The organism is Castellaniella sp. (assembly GCF_049651205.1).
Taxonomy (GTDB): Bacteria; Pseudomonadota; Gammaproteobacteria; order Burkholderiales; family Burkholderiaceae_B; genus Castellaniella.
Genome location: NZ_JBASBR010000013.1, coordinates 47288 through 66455, shown reverse-complemented (window position 1 = coordinate 66455; position 19168 = coordinate 47288). Strand labels below are relative to the sequence as shown.

Here is a 19168-nt window from a genome sequence, read left to right as displayed (position 1 = left end):
TTATTCGATCACGGTGGGCACGAGAAACAGGCCCTCGTGGGCCGCTGGTGCGTTTTTTAGGCAGGCATCGCGTTGGTCGGCCGATTGGGCCGGGTCTGCGATGTCGTCGCGCAGACGCAAGGCGATGGTTTGGTGTGCTTCCAGGGGGTGCGCCATGGGCTGAACCCCCTGCGTGTCCACCGCCTGCAACTCCTGGATCAGCCCAAGGATGCGGTCGAGCTCCTGAACGAGGCGGTCGGGGTCATGAGAATCCAGCTGCAAGCCCGAAAGCCGGGCCAGCCGTGCGATATCCTGTTGGGTGAGTGCCATGTTGTCTTGCCACAGAGGCTGCCGTCTGGGGCAGCCGAATGAATGTATGTGGATGTGTCCGAAAAGCGGCAAAGAGGGAGTTTTGCAAAACATTCCTCTTGATTCCGGGCATGTCCCTAGAGGATTATAAGTTATCATTACCGATTCCATGTGACTTGACCAACCAGCACTGCTGTGCTCAGCAAGATTTGCCGGCGTGATCCAGTTTTGTGCGGGATCAATTCCCTTCTCTCTTTTCCATTAGTGCGCCCATGTTCGGATTCCTACGCAGCTACTTCTCCAGCGATATGGCGATTGACCTCGGTACGGCCAATACGCTTATTTATGTCCGCAGCAAGGGCATTGTCCTCGACGAGCCCTCAGTGGTGGCCATTCGTCATGATGGCGGTCCCAATGGCAAAAAAATTATCCAGGCAGTTGGCCACGAGGCCAAGCAGATGCTGGGACGTGTGCCGGGCAACATCGAGGCCATCCGTCCCATGAAAGACGGTGTGATCGCCGATTTCACCGTCACCGAGCAAATGCTCAAACAGTTCATCCGCATGGTGCATCCGCGCAGCATGCTGGCGCCTAGCCCGCGCATCATCGTTTGCGTGCCCTGCGGGTCTACCCAAGTAGAGCGCCGAGCCATCCGCGAATCCGCGCTCGGTGCAGGTGCCAGCCAGGTCTATCTCATCGAAGAACCCATGGCCGCGGCCATCGGGGCGGGTCTGGCGGTCTCTGATGCCAGCGGTTCGATGGTGGTGGACATTGGCGGTGGCACCACCGAAGTCGCCGTGATTTCTCTGGGTGGCATGGTTTACAAGGGATCGGTTCGCGTGGGCGGCGATAAATTCGACGAGGCCATCATCAATTACATCCGGCGCAATTACGGCATGCTAATTGGCGAGCCCACCGCCGAACTTATCAAAAAAGAAATCGGCTCGGCATTTCCGGGTTCTGAAATCCGCGAGATTGAGGTCAAGGGACGCAATCTGTCCGAAGGCGTGCCTCGCGGCTTCTCGGTATCATCCAACGAAATCCTCGAGTCGCTCACCGACCCGCTCAACCAGATAGTCTCGGCCGTCAAAACTGCGCTCGAGCAAACGCCGCCCGAGCTTGGCGCTGATATCACCGACAAGGGCATTGCCCTTACCGGCGGTGGTGCGCTCCTGCACGATCTTGATCGCTTGCTGCAAGAAGAAACCGGCCTGCCCGTGGTCGTGGCCGAAGACCCCCTCACTTGCGTGGTTCGCGGCTGCGGCGAGGCACTTGAACACCTCGAGCGCCTGGGCGGAGTCTTTATTTACGACTGACCGGACGGCATCCGATGACCATTCGCCATGCGTGATCCTGGGACACTCAGGCTTTTCAAACGAGGGCCGAGCATCGAAGTACGTCTGGTGCTTTTGCTGGCGATCTGTCTGGGCCTTATTGTCTCCGATGCACACTGGCCGGTATTGGGCCCGGTACGCCAGGCTATTTCGGTGGCTATCTACCCGTTTCAGCGGCTGGTGATGGCGCCACGCGAAGCGATCGACTACGTCGACAGTTGGTCGCATGCCGCCACGCTGGCTCGCGAAGAACAAGATGCCTTGCGCCGTCAGCAGATCGAAATGGCGCAACTTGTCACGCATTCTGCGCAGCTGACCACTGAAAACGAGCAATTGCGCCGCCTGCTGGGGGTTTCCGAATCCATCTCCCAAAAGTCCGTGGCGGTCGAAGTCTTCTATGAACCTCCCAACGCATTCAGCCATCGCTTGGTGTTTAACAAGGGTTCAAACGCCGGTATTGCGCCAGGTATGCCGGTTATCGACGAAGGTGGCGTGGTTGGGCAGATCGTTCGTGTGACACCGTTCACGTCCGAAGCAGCCTTGCTGATCGATGACCAGGTTTCGATTCCTGTGCAGGTGCTGCGCAACGGGCTGCGTCTGATTGCCTTTGGTAGTGACGAAATCGGCAAGCTCGAAGTGCGCTACCTGACAGCCAATGTGGACGTGCAGATGGGCGATACCCTTGTCACCAGCGGAATCGGCGGTCTGTTTCCCGCCGGTTTGTCCGTGGGACGCGTGGTTAAGGTCGATCGCGACCCGGGCACGGGGTTTTCCATGGCTGTAGCAGAACCACTGTCTCATCCCGAACGCTATCGTCACTTTCTGGTGCTGAAGGTCGACGTCTCCGGGATCCCTCAACCGCAGGAGTTCGAGAATGCCGCCGGATCGCATTGATCGTCGGATGTCAGGTTCGTCCCTGGCGTCCTTGCAGCCCGTAGATGCCGCGCCGTTTCATCGGCCGTCTTCGGTCTTGCTGATCTGGGGCTCTTTGATACTGGTTTGGTTGGCCTCTTTGTTGCCCTGGCGCCTGTGGCATCCGGTGCCCGATGTGCTGCTGCTGGTGCTGGTGTTCTGGTGTCTGCATGAACCGCGCCGGGTGGGGCTGTTTACAGCCTTTTTCCTGGGGCTGCTGATGGACGTGCATGATTCGGGCCTGTTGGGTCTGCATGCGCTCAATTATGTGTTGTGCGCCTACGGCGTCATACGCCTGCATGGCCGCCTGCGACATTTCACCGTCTGGGAGCACACCCTGCACATTGTCCCGATTCTAGTAGGAGCTGCCCTGGCGTCGCGGCTGTTGGGCGCCTGGCTGAATGGCGAATGGGTAGGCTGGGATTGGTTGTGGGCAGCCCTGATCACCGGTGTCTTGTTGCCCCTGGCAGACGTACTGTTGTTGTTGCCGCAGCGTCGACTGGATGGCGATGACGCCCGCTCGGCTTGATTTGCGTCTATGTTTGAATTCCACAAAACCAGCCAGCATCAACGCCAGACCGTGTTGCTGCGTGCCTGGGTGGCGGGGCTGTTTGGCCTGATCTGCCTGCTGTTGTTGGTGGGCCGCCTGTGGTATTTGCAAGTGGTGCGCTACGACAACCTGGCCGCGCGTGCCGATCAAAACCGCATCACCATTGTGCCAATTCCACCCCGGCGTGGGCAGATCACCGATCGGTATGGCGAGGTCATGGCGCACAATCTGCGCGACTACACCCTGCTGGTGACGCGCGCACAGGTAAAAGGCAGTGTGGATGATTTGCTCGCTCGCCTGCGTCCGCTGGTGTACATCAGTGAAGGCGATCAGCGAAAATTTTTGCGGCTGTACGAGCAAAGCGGGCGCTATGCGCCCGTGTTGCTGCGCAATAACCTCAGTGATCTCGAAGCCTCATGGTTTGCGGTGCATGCCTTCGAGTTCCCCGGTGTAAGCCTGCAGGCCCGCTGGGTGCGCGATTATCCTTTGCACGAATCCGCCGCGCATGTGCTGGGTTTTGTCGGCCGTATCTCTGAGGCCGACGAACAGCATCTCGAGGAAACCGGCCAAGAGGGCAATTATCGCGGCACCCTGGTGATGGGCAAAAAGGGGATCGAAAAAACATGGGAAAAAGCCCTTCATGGGCGCACAGGGGTTGAAGAGCTGGAAGTGACCGCCACCGGACGGCCCGTCCGGGAGCTCAGCCGCACGGATCCGATTCCGGGATCCAACCTGGAACTGTCCATTGATACGGGATTGCAAAAACTGGCAGAAGCGCAGTTTGATGGCCGGCGAGGTGCGTTGGTGGCGATCCAGCCTCACACGGGTGAGGTGCTGGCGTTTGTATCTTCACCATCATTTGATCCCAATTTATTTGTGGATGGTATTGATGTTGAAAACTGGCGCAAGCTCAATGAGTCTCCCGACCATCCCCTGATCAACCGGCCGTTATACGGCACCTATCCGATTGGTTCCACCTATAAGCCCTTTGTAGCGCTGGCCGCCCTGCAGATGGGGATTCGCGGGCCCAACCAACTGGTTCCTGACCCAGGGTATTTCGAGTTGGCCGGCCAAAAGTTTCGCAATGCTGGTGGGGCTGCCTATGGCCCCACCAATATGCATCGCGCCCTGGTGGTGTCCTCGGATACCTATTTTTTCTCGCTGGGCGCAGAGATGGACGTGGATGCCTTGCACGATTTCAGCAAGCAGTTTGGTTTTGGACAGATCACCGGGATCGATCTGGATGGTGAGCGCCGTGGCGTACTGCCCTCCAGGGCCTGGAAGCGCCAGGCTTATAAAAAGCAGTCCCAGCAGCACTGGTATCAGGGCGAGACGGTGTCTGTCACGGTGGGGCAGGGATACAACGCGTTTACCTTGTTGCAGTTGGCCCAGGCCACGTCGGTGCTGGCCAATGACGGCGTCTACATGAAGCCTCATCTGGTGCGACGTATTATCAATCCCTTGACCGGGCAGTTTACTTACCCGGTGCCTGCCCCCCAGTACACCATTTCGCTTAAGCCAGAAAATCTGAAGGTGGTGCGCGATGCCATGGTGGATGTGGTGCGCAAAGGGACAGCCCGGCGTGCCTTTAGCGGGGCCACGTATCAAGCGGCCGGCAAGACAGGCACAGCGCAGGTGTACAGCTTGCGGGGCGCTAAATACAAGGCACAATCGGTAGACGAGCGCTTGCGCGACCACGCCTTGTTCATGGCGTATGCCCCTGTCGAAGATCCGCAGATTGCCGTTGCCCTGATTGTGGAAAATGGCGGTTGGGGGGCTTCGGTAGCAGCGCCCATTGCCCGCACCGTGTTTGACTACTGGCTTGACCCGGGCCGGGTCAGCGAGCGTCAGCAGCAGCTGGAAAAAGAGCATGCTTCACGCAAGGCGATGAATGCAATCATCGAGCAAGCGCCTGATGCTCCGCCGGGCGGGCAAGCGGCCAGCTTGCCCGATGTGGCCCCAGGCCCCGAGGACACTGAACCCCCCGAGCCTGCACCCTTGCCGGATGCCGATACACCGCCCGAAGATGGTGCACAGGAGGACACGCCATGAACCTCATCATTCAGGCCATCCGACGGCTTTTCTCGGTGCTCGATTGGCCCTTGCTGATTTTGCTGGTGGTGATGGCTATGGTTGGCATGGCCACCATGCACTCCGCTGTGGGTAACACCGACTGGCGGTTTGCCGATCAGTTGCGCAATTTTCTGATCGCTTTTGTGGCCATGTGGGCCGTTGCCCTGGTGCGGCCCACCACCATCATGCGCACAGCCCCTTATTTTTATATTTTGGGTGTTTTGCTGCTGGTGGCCGTGATGCTGTTTGGGGTTACCAGCAAAGGGGCCACGCGTTGGCTGGATCTTGGATTTGGCCGGATTCAGCCCTCCGAGATGCTGAAAATAGCGGTTCCACTGATGCTGGCCTGGTATTTTCAGCGGCAGTCTGCCAATCGCTTCAGGATCCTGGATTTTCTTGTGGCCACCGTGCTGTTGCTGGTGCCGGCGGCATTGATCATCGATCAGCCAGATTTAGGCACCGCCCTGCTGGTGCTGGTATCGGGATTTTGCGTGATTTATTTTGCAGGCTTTTCGTTCAGGATACTGATCCCGGTGGTGCTGGTGCTTGTGTTGGCCTTGGGCACCCTGGTGGTTTACGAAGACCAGATCTGTCAGCCGGGCGTTGATTGGGTGATGTTGCACGAATACCAAAAAAGCCGGGTGTGTGTGCTGCTGAATCCGGGTTCCGACCCTCTGGGCAAGGGGTTTCATACGATTCAGTCGATGATCGCGGTGGGCTCTGGCGGTGTGTATGGCAAAGGCTATATGCAAGGGACGCAAACCCACCTGGATTTTATCCCTGAGCGCACCACCGACTTTATCTTTGCCGTATTTTCTGAAGAATTTGGCTTTTATGGCAGCGTGATGCTGCTGGTGCTGTACGGTTTGATGGTGTTGCGCGGGCTTACCATCACGGTGCGGGCACCTTCCCAATTTGGCCGCTTGCTGGCGGGTGCCATGTCGATGATGATGTTCGTGTATGTGTTCGTCAATATCGGGATGGTTACCGGGGTGTTGCCTGTGGTGGGTGTACCGCTGCCATTCATGAGCTACGGCGGCACGGCACTCATGACGCTGGGTATCGCTTGCGGTTTGCTGATGAGTATCGGGGCCCACCAACTGCCCCCATCCGATCGACGCGTCAGATAGGGCAGGGTTATCTGCCGGCAGGCGCATTGCCGATCAGTCTGTGTTGGGGTACAGGCCCAGTAGTAATCGAGAGACGGGTGCGGGCATCCCCAGGCCAGAAAGCCCTGCCAGGGGTACCCAGGCAGGGGTGCCGGCTTCTGGTGGAATCAAAACTGGGTTTTTTGGTTGTCTGACGGGCGGTGTCGCGCAGATTTCAGGCCAGTTGGCCGCTGCTTTGGTTCGTTGCAGGGGCCCGCGCACTGGCAGCCAAAGCGGCCGGATATGCAAACGGAAATGCGTAAATACGTGTTCAAAGGCAGCCAGATTTTGTCTGTCTGTGGCTGACACCCCCAAGTGTGAAAGCAGGGTGTCTATCTCGCTTGGGTGCTCACACACAGGTAGTGCCCAAAGGCTGCCCCACACGCCTCCGGCGGGTCGGCGTTGCAGCCAGAGATGATTTTCGCACTCGATCACGGGCATCCAGCATTCATAGTGCGGGGCTTCGCGCCGGCTTCGTGGCTGCGGCAGTGCGTTTTGCAAACCTAGCTTACGGGCCGCACAGCCCTCTTGCAGTGGGCAACGGGTGCAGGCAGGCTGGTGGCGGGTGCATACGGTGGCGCCCAGATCCATTTGCCCTTGTGTGTAGGCCCGCATGTCCAGAGACTCAGGCGCCTGATCCAGCCACACCTGGGCATGTGCCCACAGTGTGCGCGTCATGGCAGCCGAGGCAGGGTCGCCCTCCAGGGCCAGGTAGCGGATCAACACCCGCCGGACATTGCCATCCAGGATGGGCTGCCGTTGCCCGTCAGCAAATGCTGCGATGGCCGCGGCCGTTGATCGGCCGATGCCCGGCAGGGTTTCCAGTGTTTGTGCGTCCTTGGGAAACCGCCCTTGGTGGTGGTCGCGCACTTGCTGGGCGCAGCGGTGCAGATGGCGGGCGCGTGCGTAGTAGCCCAGGCCTGCCCAGGCGTGCATCACTGCGTCAGCCGGGGCATTGGCCAAAGCCAGCACGTCCGGAAACAACTCCAAAAACCGCTGGTAGTAAGGAATGACGGTGCCGGCCTGGGTTTGCTGCAACATGATTTCCGACAGCCAGATCCGGTAGGGATCGTGTGTGTCCTGCCATGGCAGCGTATGACGGCCCTCCTGGATCTGCCAGCTAGCGATCCGTGAGGCAGGATCTATGGCTGCCATCAAAACTGCGTGTGACGGGTAACAGACAGGCGCGCAGCCACCGCCCCCAGCAAGATGATCAATGCGCCGGATAGCAGCAAATCAGGCCAGGCCGGCAGGTGCATCGCCCAGTGGATTCCGTAGCTTTGCGCAAACTGCCCCAGCAACGTGTTCAGGGGAGTGAGTGACAGCCAGGCCAGTAACAGTGCCAGCAGGCTGGCTGCCAGCCCTGTCAGGGCGCCCAGGTATAAGAATGGGCGGCGTACGAAGGATTCGGTGGCCCCCACCAGCCGGGCTACAGCAATCTCGTCGCGTTGTGTCAGTGCCTGCAGGCGCACGGTGTTGAATACCGTGGCCAGCACCACCACAATCACGCCGATACCCAGCAGCCCCAGCCCCACTTTGATGAAAGACAGTAGTGACTCGAGGCGTCGCACCCATTCGCTATCCAGTTGTACGTGATCAACCTCTGGCCATTGGCGCCAGCTGTCGGCCAGCGCCTGTGCCTGCTGGGCCGGGGTGTCGCTGTCTTTGAGGGTGACGATCAGTGCGTCCGGCAAGGGGTTGCTGCCTAGCGCATCCAGTGCCTGGGCCCATGCCGGGTCTGATCTCAGTTGTGCCATGGCCTGGTCGCGAGGCAGTAGCCGGGTCTTGGCGATTTGTTCGCCCGACTGCTTCTGGATCCGTGTAAGCAATTCTTCTTGTTGGTTTGTGCTGGTGTCTGCCGCCAAAAACAAGGTGATCTCGGGCGCAACAGCAAGCTGTCGGGCCAGCGGCTGGCTGGATTGGAGTATCGATGCGCCCAAAATGGGTACGCTGAGCATCAGCGCGATCACCACGATATTGGCCAGTGATGACAAGGGATGCTGACGCAGCCGACGCAAGGCCACACGCAGTGCATATTGATGGTGACGCAACCAGCGGGTCATGCCTGTACTCCCGGGATATCGGCAAAATGGCCGGCGTCGATGTGCAGGGTGCGTTGGGCGTAGCGTGCCATCAGTTGGGTATCGTGCGAGGCAATCAGGGTGGTGACCCCCACTTGGTTGAAATCCCGAAAGACATCCATGATGTGCCTGGCACTGTCGTGATCCAGGTTGGCGGTGGGTTCGTCTGCAATCAGGATGGCCGGCCGTCCGACGATGGCGCGCGCGATGGCCAGGCGCTGTTGCTCGCCACCCGAGAGCTCGATTGGTAACATTTTTTCTTTGCCCCTGAGCCCCACTTTTTCGAGGGCGGCCCGTGCCCGCTTGGCCGCGCTGGCAGGCTCCAGCCCCTGCACTGCCATGGGCAGCAGCACGTTGTCGATGGCACTGCGGTCAAATAGCAAATGGGCGTCCTGGAGGATTAGCCCAACCGTGCGACGCAGGTAGGGCAGGCGGCGTGGGGACAGCCGATCAATGCGGTGCTTGTTGACGGTGACCGCACCGCGACTGGCAGGCTCGAGGCCGCCAACCAGTTTGAGCAAGGTGGATTTGCCTGCGCCCGATGGCCCGGAAACAAAGATGAATTCACCGGGCTGGATATGGAAATTGACGTCGGCCAGGATGTTGCGGCCGCGGCCATACGATTTGAATACGTGCTGGAACTCAATCATGCAATGTGCTTTGTGGCCTTTGGTGCGGTTGCTGTGTTCTGGCTGATTGTATTCGGTCTGCCCCAGGCGGTAGGCCTTTTATAACTGGTAAAAAGAGCGGTTGAAACAACGACTTACATTTAATTCCAGGTGTCCTGTTACGCTGAATAGGTTGATACTCATTCAGGAGGGTTCCATGCTTTTATCCAAACGATACGTCATGCGGGCAAGCGTAATCGGCAGCCTGGCCTTGCTGACAGCTTGCGCCAATGTCACACCTCAGGGCCAAAATACGGCTGTGGGTGCCGGCGCCGGTGCTGCTCTTGGGGCAGGCCTGGGAGCCTTGATAGGCGATAGCAGCCAGGCGGCCATGATTGGTGCCGGGATTGGTTCTGTGGTGGGCGGTGTCGTCGGCTACAACTGGAAAGGCATCAAGCAGGATGTCGAAAAGTCCGGCGCATCCAATCTGGGGGTAGCAGTTATCGAGATGCCTGATGGCACGCTCAAGGTCAATATTCCCAGCAACGTATCCTTTGATACTGGCAAGGCTCAGCTCAAACCGGCACTGCTGCCTGTGCTCGATAGCGTGGCACGTGCACTGACGCAACACCCCGAGCTGCGTGCCAAGTCGATCGGTTACACCGACTCTACCGGTAGCGATTCCATCAATATGCCGCTGTCGCAGCGTCGTGCAGCGGCCGTCACGCAGTATCTGTCGGGTCAGGGGGTGGCGGCAGGCCGCCTGATGGCCGAGGGACGTGGCGCTGCCAACCCGATTGGTGACAATGGCACCGCCGAAGGGCGGGCCCTTAACCGGCGTGTTGAGCTCTTTCTGTATGCAGTGAAATAAGCCGCAAGCTGCTTATCAGCCCGCACAGGCCCGGCAATGCCGGGCCTGTGCGGGCTTTTTCGTGCGGGCAGGGTGCCGGTTGTCGGATGGCCGGGCACCGTGCTGGGCACTACACCTTCTGGTAGATCTGTGCACCACTGGCGATAAACTCCGCCGATTTTGCCGCCATGCCCTGAGCCAGTGCCGTCGTTTCGTCCAGGCCGTTGTCGCGGGCGTAGTCGCGCACATCTTGCGAGATCTTCATGCTGCAGAACTTAGGCCCGCACATCGAGCAAAAGTGAGCCACTTTCATAGAGTCCTTGGGCAGGGTTTCGTCGTGAAACGCGCGCGCCGTGTCGGGATCCAGCCCCAAATTGAACTGGTCTTCCCAACGAAACTCGAAGCGCGCCTTGGATAGTGCGTTATCCCGGATCGCCGCGCCCGGGTGTCCCTTGGCCAGATCGGCGGCATGGGCAGCAATCTTGTACGTGATGATGCCGTCCTTGACGTCTTTCTTGTTGGGTAAGCCCAGGTGCTCTTTTGGTGTCACGTAGCACAGCATGGCCGTGCCATACCAGCCGATAATTGCAGCACCAATGCCGGATGTGATGTGGTCGTATCCGGGGGCAATGTCGGTAGTCAGGGGGCCCAGGGTATAAAAGGGTGCTTCGTGGCAGTGCTTGAGTTGCAAGTCCATGTTCTCGCGGATGAGATGCATAGGCACGTGGCCCGGCCCTTCGATCATCACCTGAACCTCATGCTTCCAGGCCACCTGGGTCAGTTCGCCCAGGGTGCGCAGCTCTGCAAATTGTGCCTCGTCATTGGCGTCGTACCCCGATCCCGGCCGCAGGCCATCACCCAGCGAGAAGCTGACGTCGTACGCCTTCATGATGTTGCAGATGTCTTCGAAGTGCTCATACAGAAAGCTTTCGCGATGATGGGCCAGACACCATTTGGCCATGATCGAGCCCCCACGGGAGACAATCCCTGTCATGCGGCTGGCTGTCATGGGGACAAATGGCAGACGCACCCCGGCGTGGATGGTGAAGTAATCCACACCTTGCTCGGCCTGCTCGATCAAGGTGTCCCTGAAAATCTCCCAGTTCAGTTCTTCAGCCACGCCCCCCACTTTTTCCAGTGCCTGATAAATCGGCACTGTGCCAATTGGTACGGGTGAGTTGCGGATAATCCATTCGCGGGTTTCGTGGATATGTTTGCCAGTGGACAGATCCATCACCGTGTCGCCACCCCACCGGATTGCCCAGGTCATTTTCTCCACTTCTTCGTAGATGTCCGAGCGGATGGCCGAGTTGCCTATGTTGGCGTTTACCTTCACCAGAAAATTACGCCCGATGGCCATGGGCTCAATTTCAGGATGGTTGATGTTGGCCGGGATGATCGCCCGCCCGCGAGCTACTTCCTGGCGTACAAACTCGGGGGTGATGGTCTCCGGGATGCTGGCCCCAAAGGATTGGCCGGCATGTTGCCGTGTCAGACGCTCGGCCAGGCGTGCACCGTCCGGGCCTGTTTGATGCAGAGCCTCGACGTATTGCTCGCGGCGCAGGTTTTCGCGGATGGCCACGTACTCCATCTCGGGAGTGATGATACCTCGGCATGCGTAATGCATCTGCGTCACGTTGCAGCCTGCATGGGCACGACGCGGAGCACGTGTGCGTGTAAAACGCAGGCTGTCTGCCTCGGGATCTGCCTGCCGGGCACGCCCGAACTGGCTGCTTGGCCCCGGCAGGGTCTCTGTGTCTTCGCGCTCCAGAATCCATGGCAACCTGGGGGCACTCAGCCCCTTGCGGATGTCGATGGTTGCGGATGGGTCAGTGTACGGGCCACTCGTGTCATATACAGTCAGTGGTGGATTGGGCTCGCCGCCAAACTGCCCTGGGGTGTCATCCTGGTGGATTTCCCGGAACGGGACACGCAGGTCGGCACGTGAGCCAGTAACGTGGATTTTTTGTGACGCGGGCAATGGATGGACAGCAGCCGGGTCGACAGTGGCCTGTGTGGCCAGAAAAGAGGGATGGGTATTCAAGAAGGAGCTCCAGGTTCGAAAGAATTTCGGAAATGGAGCCGAGTCGGGGAGGATTGGACGCAAGATGCCCCTGAGAGACACCCTGCACGCTCCCAGCATCGGCATTATCCGTACTGGTACGAAGGGTGTTTCTCAACCCGCCGACAATGCCGTCGAGTACCCCCGCGTGAGGCCAAGTATACGGGTGTCGATGCGGGTTGGGCAGGGTATTGCTTAAATAATCATTATTTTGTGGTGCTCCAGGTGTGCATCAAGGCCAACACCTAGCGATAGCGCTGCACGCCCAGATCGTCGCTGCGGATGGCGGTAGGCTTGCCCGAGACCAGATCTGATATCAGTTGCCCGCTGCCGCATGCCATGGTCCATCCCAGGGTGCCATGGCCGGTGTTAAGGAACAGATTGCTTAAGCGCGTGCGCCCCACGATGGGGGTGCTGTCAGGCGTCTTGGGCCGCAGGCCTGTCCAGAAATGTGCATCACCAGGCGCGTAGCTGCCGGGAAACAGATCGTTAAGCACCATCTCCAGGGTGCGCTGACGGCGGGGATCCAGATGGGTGTCGTAGCCCACCACCTCGGCCATGCCGCCCACACGGATGCGATCGTCAAATCGTGTCAGGGCGATCTTGTAAGTTTCGTCCAGCAAAGTAGACACTGGTGCGCGGGCAGGGTCTGAGATATCCACTGTGATGGAATAGCCTTTCATGGGATAAATGGGCAAGTCGACAATACCGCGCAGCAGCAATGGCGAGTACGAACCCAGCGCCACCACATAGGCGTCGGCCTGCAGCAGCCCCGAGGCGCACTGCACACCGGTGATGCGCCCGCTGGCCTGTTGCAAGGACTGGATCACTTCGCCGAAGCGAAACTGCACACCTTGCTGTTCTGCCAGTTGCGTCAGTTCGTGGGTGAACAGCCGGCAGTCTCCGGTTTCGTCTTCGGGGGTGCGCAGGCCGCCCACCAGCTTGTGGCGCACCTGATGCAGGGCGGGCTCGTAATCCACCAGATGGTCACCGTCAACCAGCTCGAAGGCAACGCCCGCGTCGCTGAGTGCCTGGACGTCACGCTGTGCGTCGTCCATCTGCTTTTGTGTGCGAAACACCTGCAGGGTGCCTTGGCGACGGCCTTCAAACTGGATGCCCGTGTCTGCCTGCAGCTGATGCAGGCATTGGCGGCTATGAGTGGATAGCCGCAGCATGCGCTCTTTATTGGTGGCGTAGCGTGCCGGTGTGCAATTGCGCCACATGTCGTACATCCAGCGCAACTGAAACAGGCTGCCATCGGGCCGGATGGTTAGCGGCGCATGCTGGGTAAACAGCCATTTCAGGGCTTTCAGGGGAATGCCCGGTGCAGCCCAGGGAGATGAGTATCCAAACGACAGCTGGCCGGCGTTACCGAAGCTGGTTTCTTCGGCCGTACTGGTTTCGCGATCGATTACAGTGACTTCATGCCCCTGCTGAGCCAGATAGTAGGCGCTGGTAACACCGACCACGCCTGCTCCCAAAACCAGAACTTTCATGACCAAACCTCATAGAGAGTAATTTTTGATGATGATAGGCGATATCAGTGGGTGATTTTTTATGAAAAAATGTAGTTTGCAGGAATATAAACGTCTGCCCATCTATCTGGCTACAATTGTCAGCACAAAATGCTGGTTTGCCGCCTGATGGAAATTTAAATGTTTAAGATCAAGTGTTTAAGGCCTGTCTTGCGGGCCTGTCACAGGCACTCCAATGCTCGCGGGAGCCCCTATGAGAGTTCAAAAAGAATCCGTCCACGCGCTCGATAAGCTCGACCGGCGCATCCTGGATCTTCTGCAGCAAAATGGCCGTCTCTCCATGACCGAGCTGGCTGACGCGATTGGGCTGACAGTCACACCCTGCATTGAGCGTGTGCGCCGGTTGGAGCGTGACGGTGTGATTACGGGATATCACGCACGTGTGGCGCCTGTTGCCCTGGATGCAGGTTTGCTGGTGTTTGTGGAAATCACTATGTCCAGCAAGTCAGAGCGTACCTTCGAGGAATTTCGCCGCGAAGTCCTGTGTGTGCCGCAGGTACTGGAATGCCACCTGGTGTCCGGAGACTTCGACTACCTGATCAAGGCCCGTATCAAAGAAATTGGCCAGTATCGCCACCTGTTGGGCAATATTCTGTTGCGGCTGCCCGGGGTGACCCAAACCAAAAGCTGTGTGGTGATGGAAGAGGTAAAAGAAACGCTGTTTATTGCTGCCCAGAAATAGCGCCTGCGGGGCGCACCACCACCAGGTTGTCGCGGTGAATGAGTTCCGGGTCTGACAGATGGCCCAAGATCTCGGCAATCTGCGCGCTGGGCTGGCGCAGGATGCGGGCGGTATCTGCAGAAGAATAGTTGATCAGGCCGCGGCCGCACTCTACTCCATGCTCATCCACGCAGGCCACCACATCACCCCGCTCGAAATCTCCCTCGACGTCGATCACACCAATAGGTAGCAGGCTGCGATGCCCTTGTGTCAGAGCGCGCACGGCGCCTGCATCCAGCGTAACGCGGCCGCGTAAGCGCAGATGGTTCACCATCCAGCGCTGGCGTGCCGAGCGGACGGGCAATACGGCCTGCAGCTCGGTGCCGATGGGTTCGCCGGCGGTCAGGCGTTGCAGTACGGCGGGCTCGCGCCCGGAAGCGATGATCGTGTGCCCGCCGCTGTTGGCTGCCCGTCGTGCGGCCAATACTTTGGTCAACATCCCCCCGGTGCCAAAAGTACTGCCTGCGCCACCCGCCATTGCTTCAAGTGCAGGGTCGCCCGCTTGGCCCTGATGGATGAATTCGGCATCCGGGTGTTTGCGTGGATCGGCACTGTACAGGCCGGCCTGGTCGGTGAGGATGATGAGTACCCTGGCTTCAACCAGGTTGGTGACCAGCGCGCCCAGCGTGTCGTTGTCGCCCACCCGGATCTCATCGGTGACCACGGTGTCGTTCTCATTGACAATCGGCACCACGCCCAGATTCAGCAGGGTCACCAGCGTGCTGCGAGCATTTAAGTAGCGGCGCCGATCAGAGAGGTCTTCGTGGGTCAGCAGGATTTGTGCGGTGCGTACCCCGTGGCGTGCAAACGCCGCTTCGTAGGCCTGTACCAGGCCCATTTGTCCCACGGCAGCCGCCGCCTGCAGCTCGGACATTGCCTTGGGCCGCCGCGGCCAGCCCAACCGTGCCATGCCCTCGGCAATCGCGCCGCTGGAAACCAGAACCACCTGGCGCCCAGCTGCGTGCAAGGCAGCAATTTGCTCGGCCCATTGGGCCACCGCTTGGGTGTCGATGCCACGCCCTTCGTTGGTGACCAAAGAGGATCCCACTTTAAGCACCAAGCGGTGGGCGTGTTGTGCAACCGAAGGAGAGAGGCTGGATGAACTCATGCTGCAGGGCGTAACGAAAAAGTGACGGCGGTAATGGGACAGTTTAGTGCGCGTCGGGAGATGCCGGGTCTGTTTTGTCGTCCACGAAACGCGGGTCTTCATCGTGGGCGTGCTCGGCTTGCTGCTGTTCGTCCAGCCATGTCTGGATGGCGCCCATCAGGGCTGGCGTACCGGTGCCTGTCAGTGCCGAGATCCCGTAGACCGGGCCGGACCACTGCAGCTCCTGGCAAATACGTCGCTGGATCGCAGCAGCGTCTTCAACCATATCCATCTTGTTTAGTATCAGCCAACGGGGCTTGGCTGCGAGCTCGGGGCTGTAGCGCTCAAGCTCGCGGGTGATCGCCTGGGCGTCCCGCACTGCTTGTGCGCAGGCGTCGATATCGGGATCAGGCGAGTAGACGTCCAGCAGATGCAAGAGCACCCGGGTGCGGCTGAGGTGACGCAAAAATTGGTGTCCCAGCCCGGCGCCTTCGGAGGCGCCTTCGATCAGGCCCGGAATATCGGCGATGACGAAACTGTGCGAGGTGGATGTGCGCACCACGCCCAGGTTGGGATGCAGCGTGGTAAAGGGGTAGTCTGCGATCTTTGGCCGGGCATTAGATACCTTGGCAATGAGGGTGGATTTGCCCGCATTGGGCATCCCCAGCAAACCCACATCGGCCAGCACTTTGAGTTCAAGCCGCAGATGGTGCTGTTCGCCCTCGCGCCCCGGCGTAAATTGCCGTGGTGCGCGATTGGTGCTGGATTTGAAGTGCAGATTGCCCAGCCCTCCGTTGCCACCGGCGGCCAGCGTGACTTGCTGGCCGTGGTGGTCGAGATCGAAGAGTTGCTGGTTTGTCTCGGCATCGTAGATGACGGTGCCCACCGGCATGCGCAGGACAATATCGGCTGCCCCCGCGCCGTACTGGTCGGAGCCGCGGCCGTTTTCACCATTTTTTGCACGGTGCAGGCGTGCATAACGGTAGTCAATCAAGGTATTGATGTTGCGATCGGCCACCGCCAGGATAGAGCCGCCACGGCCGCCATCGCCGCCGTCGGGCCCGCCCATCGGGATAAATTTTTCGCGGCGAAAGCTGGCCACGCCGTTACCACCCTTGCCGGCAACGACTTCAATCGTGGCTTCGTCTACAAATTTCATGATGCATATTCTACTTAAACAAAAAGACCCTGCTATCAAGCAGGGCCTCTTTTTGGCTGATCGGTGAAGATCAGTTGCTGGCGTTTACCGACACGGTGCGCTTGTTAAGCGCGCCCTTGACGGAAAACTGCACGGTGCCGTCCACAAGGGAGAACAACGTGTGGTCTTTGCCGATGCCGACATTGACGCCAGGATGGAATTGCGTGCCCCGCTGGCGAACAATGATGCCGCCCGCCGAGATTTGTTGGCCGCCATATACTTTGACGCCCAGCCGTTTGGATTCTGAATCGCGGCCGTTACGCGTTGAGCCGCCGCCCTTTTTGTGTGCCATGAGTGTGCTCCTTGGTCAGGTCAGGCCGCAACGGCGTCGATGCGGATTTCGGTGAAATTCTGGCGATGGCCTTGGTGCTTTTGATAATGCTTGCGCCGGCGCATCTTGAAGATTTTGACCTTGTCGTGACGACCTTGTGCAAGAACAGTGGCTTTGACCGCAGCGCCCGTGACGAAAGGCGTGCCGATTTTCAGCGCATCACCTTCGCCAACCGACAAAACCTGGTCTAGCGAGATTTCTTGCCCAATGTCAGCTGGTATCTGTTCGATTTTCAGTTTTTGGCCAGCGCAAACACGATACTGTTTGCCACCGGTTTTTATGACCGCGTACATGGGGATTTCCTGTGAGAATATTCCTGGTGCCTCATGCTTAAAAAGAGCCTAAGCCTTGCACCAGGGATGCCAAAAAGGCCTGTGCTTAAATGCATAAGCATGGCCAAGCCAAGTATTTTTGCAGATTTGATCTTGTAAATCAAGCCCCTAAGAGCGGTAATCTGCATTGATACTGACGTATTCGTGGGAAAAATCACACGTATAGACGGTATCGGAGGTTTGGCCACGTCCCAGTGCTACCCGTACCAGGATCTCTGCTTGCGCCATGATGCGCTGGCCGTCTTCTTCGAGATAGTTGGGATCGCGACCACCTTGCGTGGCCACCTGGATGTCGCCCAACCACAGGGTAAGTTTGGAGACGTCGAGATCGTCAATGCCCGCGTAGCCAATAGCTGCGAGGATTCGGCCCAGATTGGGGTCGGACGCATAAAACGCGGTTTTTACCAAAGGCGAATGGGCAATGGAATAAGCCACCTTCAGAGCTTCTTCGGTGGTGGCGGCCTGTTCGACCTGGATGGTCATGAATTTGGTTGCACCTTCGGCGTCGCGCACGATTTTTTGGGCCAGATCGCGTGCGGCCTGAGTGAGTGCCTGCACCAGTGGCTGGAAGCGAGGGTCTTGTGGGGACTGGATCTGGACGCCGCTGGCCCCGGTGGCCATGATGATGAAGGAGTCGTTGGTGGAGGTGTCACCATCCACCGTGATGCGATTGAACGACTGGTTGGCGATCTGGCTGGCCAGGGTTTTGAGCAGTGGTGCAGGCAGGCCCGCGTCGGTGGCCAGAAAACCCAGCATCGTGGCCATATTGGGGCGGATCATGCCCGCACCCTTGCTGATGCCGGTGATGGTTACCGTGGTGCCGCCCAGATCGATCTGTTGCGAATGAATCTTGGGTTGCGTGTCGGTGGTCATGATGCTGTGGGCAGCTTCAAACCAGTGCGCCGATTGTGCATCGGCCACAGCAGCAGGCAGGCCGGCAATCAGGCGGTCTACTGGCAGGGGCTCGAGGATGACCCCCGTGGAAAACGGCAAAATCTGTGTGGCGTGCACGCCCAGCTGGCTTGCCAGTGCCTCACAGGTCTGATTGCTTGCCTGCAGGCCGGGTTCTCCGGTGCCTGCATTGGCATTGCCAGTGTTGATAACCAGCGCCCGGATGCCTGCCTGTGCCGCCAGATGGGCCTCGCACACTTGCACCGGTGCAGCGCGAAACCGGTTGCGGGTAAAGACACCAGCCACCGTGGTGTTGGGCGCGAGCAAAAAGACGGTGAGGTCGCGTCGGCCTGCTTTGCGGATGCTGGCTTCGGCCGTGCCAATACGGATGCCTGCAACGGGGAAAATGGCGTCGCGCGCCGGAATATGCAAATTGATGGCCATGGCTTGAGTGCGTGATGAGATGCCGTACCTGTGCGGGCGGGGCAAGAATGAAACAAACCCTCATTCTATGCCGAATGAGGGTTTGCATGAGAGGCCAAACCAGACTGTGCAGCGATTAGGCCACAGGCAATCGGGTATGTGTGGTGCGTTTGAGATCGCCCAGGAGTTCGAACAGGCTGGATCGTGCAGAAGGGGCCATGCCGCCGAGCAGTGATTGAATCCAGGAATCGTGGGCACTTTGCATGCGTCGGTAATAACGGCGCCCTTTTTGGGTAAGGCGCAGCAGCGAGCTGCGGCGATCGGTTTCGTTTCTCTGGCGTTCGATCAGGCCGTCTTTCTCGAGTTGGTCGGCGATGCCGGTAATGTTGCCGTTGCTGACCATCATCAGGCGGGAGAGCTCGGACATTTTGAGCCCTTTTGGGGTATGCGTGAGTTGTGAGAGGAGGTCGAAGCGTGGCAACGTGGTCTGGAACTCGGTGCGCAAACGGGATCGAACCTCGGTCTCGATGAGGTTGCAGCAACTGAGCATACGCAGCCAGAGGCGGATGTCGGGGGATTCTTTGTCGGTGATGCGGGTTTCGAGGTCGCGGGGGGGGAGTGCAACAGCGGGGTGTTGCGTGGCGACGTAGTGTGTGTAGTCGGTCATGGCGCGCCTTTGGGGCGGTAATAAGCCGCCGCTGAGATATGAATGACGAGCCTAGTGTAGGGGTGGAGGGCGCGGGT

The 19168-nt window shown here is 59.0% G+C and carries 19 protein-coding genes; 7 read left to right on the top strand and 12 right to left on the bottom strand.

Going from position 1 to position 19168, the window contains the following annotated elements; genetic code table 11:
- A complete protein-coding gene (gene gatC / locus WA928_RS09460) occupies positions 1-309 on the bottom strand; it encodes an Asp-tRNA(Asn)/Glu-tRNA(Gln) amidotransferase subunit GatC (protein ID WP_350382725.1) in 309 nt (102 codons plus the stop codon).
- 251 nt (positions 310-560) lie between these two features.
- Here gatC and WA928_RS09455 point away from each other — a divergent pair, with 251 nt between their 5' ends.
- Genes WA928_RS09455 through rodA form a run of 5 tightly spaced genes read left to right on the top strand, consistent with a single transcriptional unit; the run spans position 561 to position 6287 of the window.
- Positions 561-1604, top strand: a complete 1044-nt coding sequence (locus WA928_RS09455) for a rod shape-determining protein (RefSeq protein ID WP_417275793.1) — start codon at positions 561-563, stop codon at positions 1602-1604.
- A 27-nt stretch (positions 1605-1631) separates the two neighbouring features.
- Complete coding sequence (mreC, locus tag WA928_RS09450; RefSeq protein ID WP_424302688.1) at positions 1632-2516, top strand: rod shape-determining protein MreC; 885 nt, start codon at positions 1632-1634, stop codon at positions 2514-2516.
- Positions 2497-3063 (top strand): rod shape-determining protein MreD, encoded by a 567-nt coding sequence (gene mreD / locus WA928_RS09445; RefSeq protein WP_417275795.1) that lies wholly within the window; start codon positions 2497-2499, stop codon positions 3061-3063. The genes mreC and mreD overlap by 20 nt, the downstream gene beginning before the upstream one ends.
- A 9-nt stretch (positions 3064-3072) precedes the next feature.
- Positions 3073-5136, top strand: a complete 2064-nt coding sequence (gene mrdA, locus WA928_RS09440) for a penicillin-binding protein 2 (protein ID WP_424302684.1) — start codon at positions 3073-3075, stop codon at positions 5134-5136.
- Entirely contained in the window at positions 5133-6287 is a 1155-nt protein-coding gene (rodA, locus tag WA928_RS09435) for a rod shape-determining protein RodA (protein WP_417275797.1), read from the top strand. Before mrdA ends, rodA begins: the two co-directional genes overlap by 4 nt.
- A 33-nt stretch (positions 6288-6320) precedes the next feature.
- On the opposite strand, the gene mutY is transcribed toward rodA, so the two are convergent.
- From mutY to WA928_RS09420, 3 genes are read right to left on the bottom strand one after another with little or no spacing between them, the layout of a single operon-like run.
- A complete protein-coding gene (gene mutY, locus WA928_RS09430) occupies positions 6321-7460 on the bottom strand; it encodes an A/G-specific adenine glycosylase (protein WP_424302680.1) in 1140 nt (379 codons plus the stop codon).
- Complete coding sequence (locus tag WA928_RS09425; protein ID WP_417275799.1) at positions 7460-8368, bottom strand: cell division protein FtsX; 909 nt, start codon at positions 8366-8368, stop codon at positions 7460-7462. Before WA928_RS09425 ends, mutY begins: the two co-directional genes overlap by 1 nt.
- A complete protein-coding gene (locus tag WA928_RS09420) occupies positions 8365-9036 on the bottom strand; it encodes a cell division ATP-binding protein FtsE (RefSeq protein WP_350382736.1) in 672 nt (223 codons plus the stop codon). Before WA928_RS09420 ends, WA928_RS09425 begins: the two co-directional genes overlap by 4 nt.
- Positions 9037-9235: 199 nt before the next feature.
- Between WA928_RS09420 and WA928_RS09415 the strand changes: the two genes are divergently transcribed.
- Positions 9236-9865, top strand: coding sequence for an OmpA family protein (locus WA928_RS09415; RefSeq protein ID WP_350382844.1), 630 nt, complete (start codon positions 9236-9238; stop codon positions 9863-9865).
- Positions 9866-9974: 109 nt separating this feature from the next.
- On the opposite strand, the gene thiC is transcribed toward WA928_RS09415, so the two are convergent.
- On the bottom strand, positions 9975-11888 hold the full coding sequence (thiC, locus tag WA928_RS09410) for a phosphomethylpyrimidine synthase ThiC (protein ID WP_424302675.1): 1914 nt from the start codon (positions 11886-11888) through the stop codon (positions 9975-9977).
- Between the two features lie 263 nt (positions 11889-12151).
- On the bottom strand, positions 12152-13402 hold the full coding sequence (locus WA928_RS09405) for a D-amino acid dehydrogenase (protein WP_417275801.1): 1251 nt from the start codon (positions 13400-13402) through the stop codon (positions 12152-12154).
- 232 nt (positions 13403-13634) lie between these two features.
- Between WA928_RS09405 and WA928_RS09400 the strand changes: the two genes are divergently transcribed.
- Positions 13635-14123: an Lrp/AsnC ligand binding domain-containing protein gene (locus WA928_RS09400; protein WP_350382740.1), complete on the top strand. Its 489-nt coding sequence runs from the start codon at positions 13635-13637 to the stop codon at positions 14121-14123.
- Here the strand turns inward: WA928_RS09400 and proB are convergent.
- The 6 genes from proB to WA928_RS09370 form a co-directional block, all read right to left on the bottom strand.
- Positions 14104-15270 (bottom strand): glutamate 5-kinase, encoded by a 1167-nt coding sequence (gene proB / locus WA928_RS09395; RefSeq protein WP_424302670.1) that lies wholly within the window; start codon positions 15268-15270, stop codon positions 14104-14106. The genes WA928_RS09400 and proB overlap by 20 nt on opposite strands.
- Positions 15271-15313: 43 nt before the next feature.
- Positions 15314-16408, bottom strand: a complete 1095-nt coding sequence (obgE, locus tag WA928_RS09390; protein WP_424302667.1) for a GTPase ObgE — start codon at positions 16406-16408, stop codon at positions 15314-15316.
- A 70-nt stretch (positions 16409-16478) separates the two neighbouring features.
- Positions 16479-16739, bottom strand: coding sequence for a 50S ribosomal protein L27 (gene rpmA / locus WA928_RS09385; protein ID WP_350382743.1), 261 nt, complete (start codon positions 16737-16739; stop codon positions 16479-16481).
- Between the two features lie 20 nt (positions 16740-16759).
- Positions 16760-17071 (bottom strand): 50S ribosomal protein L21, encoded by a 312-nt coding sequence (gene rplU / locus WA928_RS09380; protein WP_350382745.1) that lies wholly within the window; start codon positions 17069-17071, stop codon positions 16760-16762.
- A gap of 147 nt (positions 17072-17218) precedes the next feature.
- A complete protein-coding gene (gene argJ, locus WA928_RS09375; RefSeq protein WP_417275804.1) occupies positions 17219-18445 on the bottom strand; it encodes a bifunctional glutamate N-acetyltransferase/amino-acid acetyltransferase ArgJ in 1227 nt (408 codons plus the stop codon).
- Between the two features lie 115 nt (positions 18446-18560).
- Positions 18561-19091, bottom strand: a complete 531-nt coding sequence (locus WA928_RS09370; protein ID WP_424302662.1) for a MarR family winged helix-turn-helix transcriptional regulator — start codon at positions 19089-19091, stop codon at positions 18561-18563.
- Positions 19092-19168: the final 77 nt, after the last annotated feature.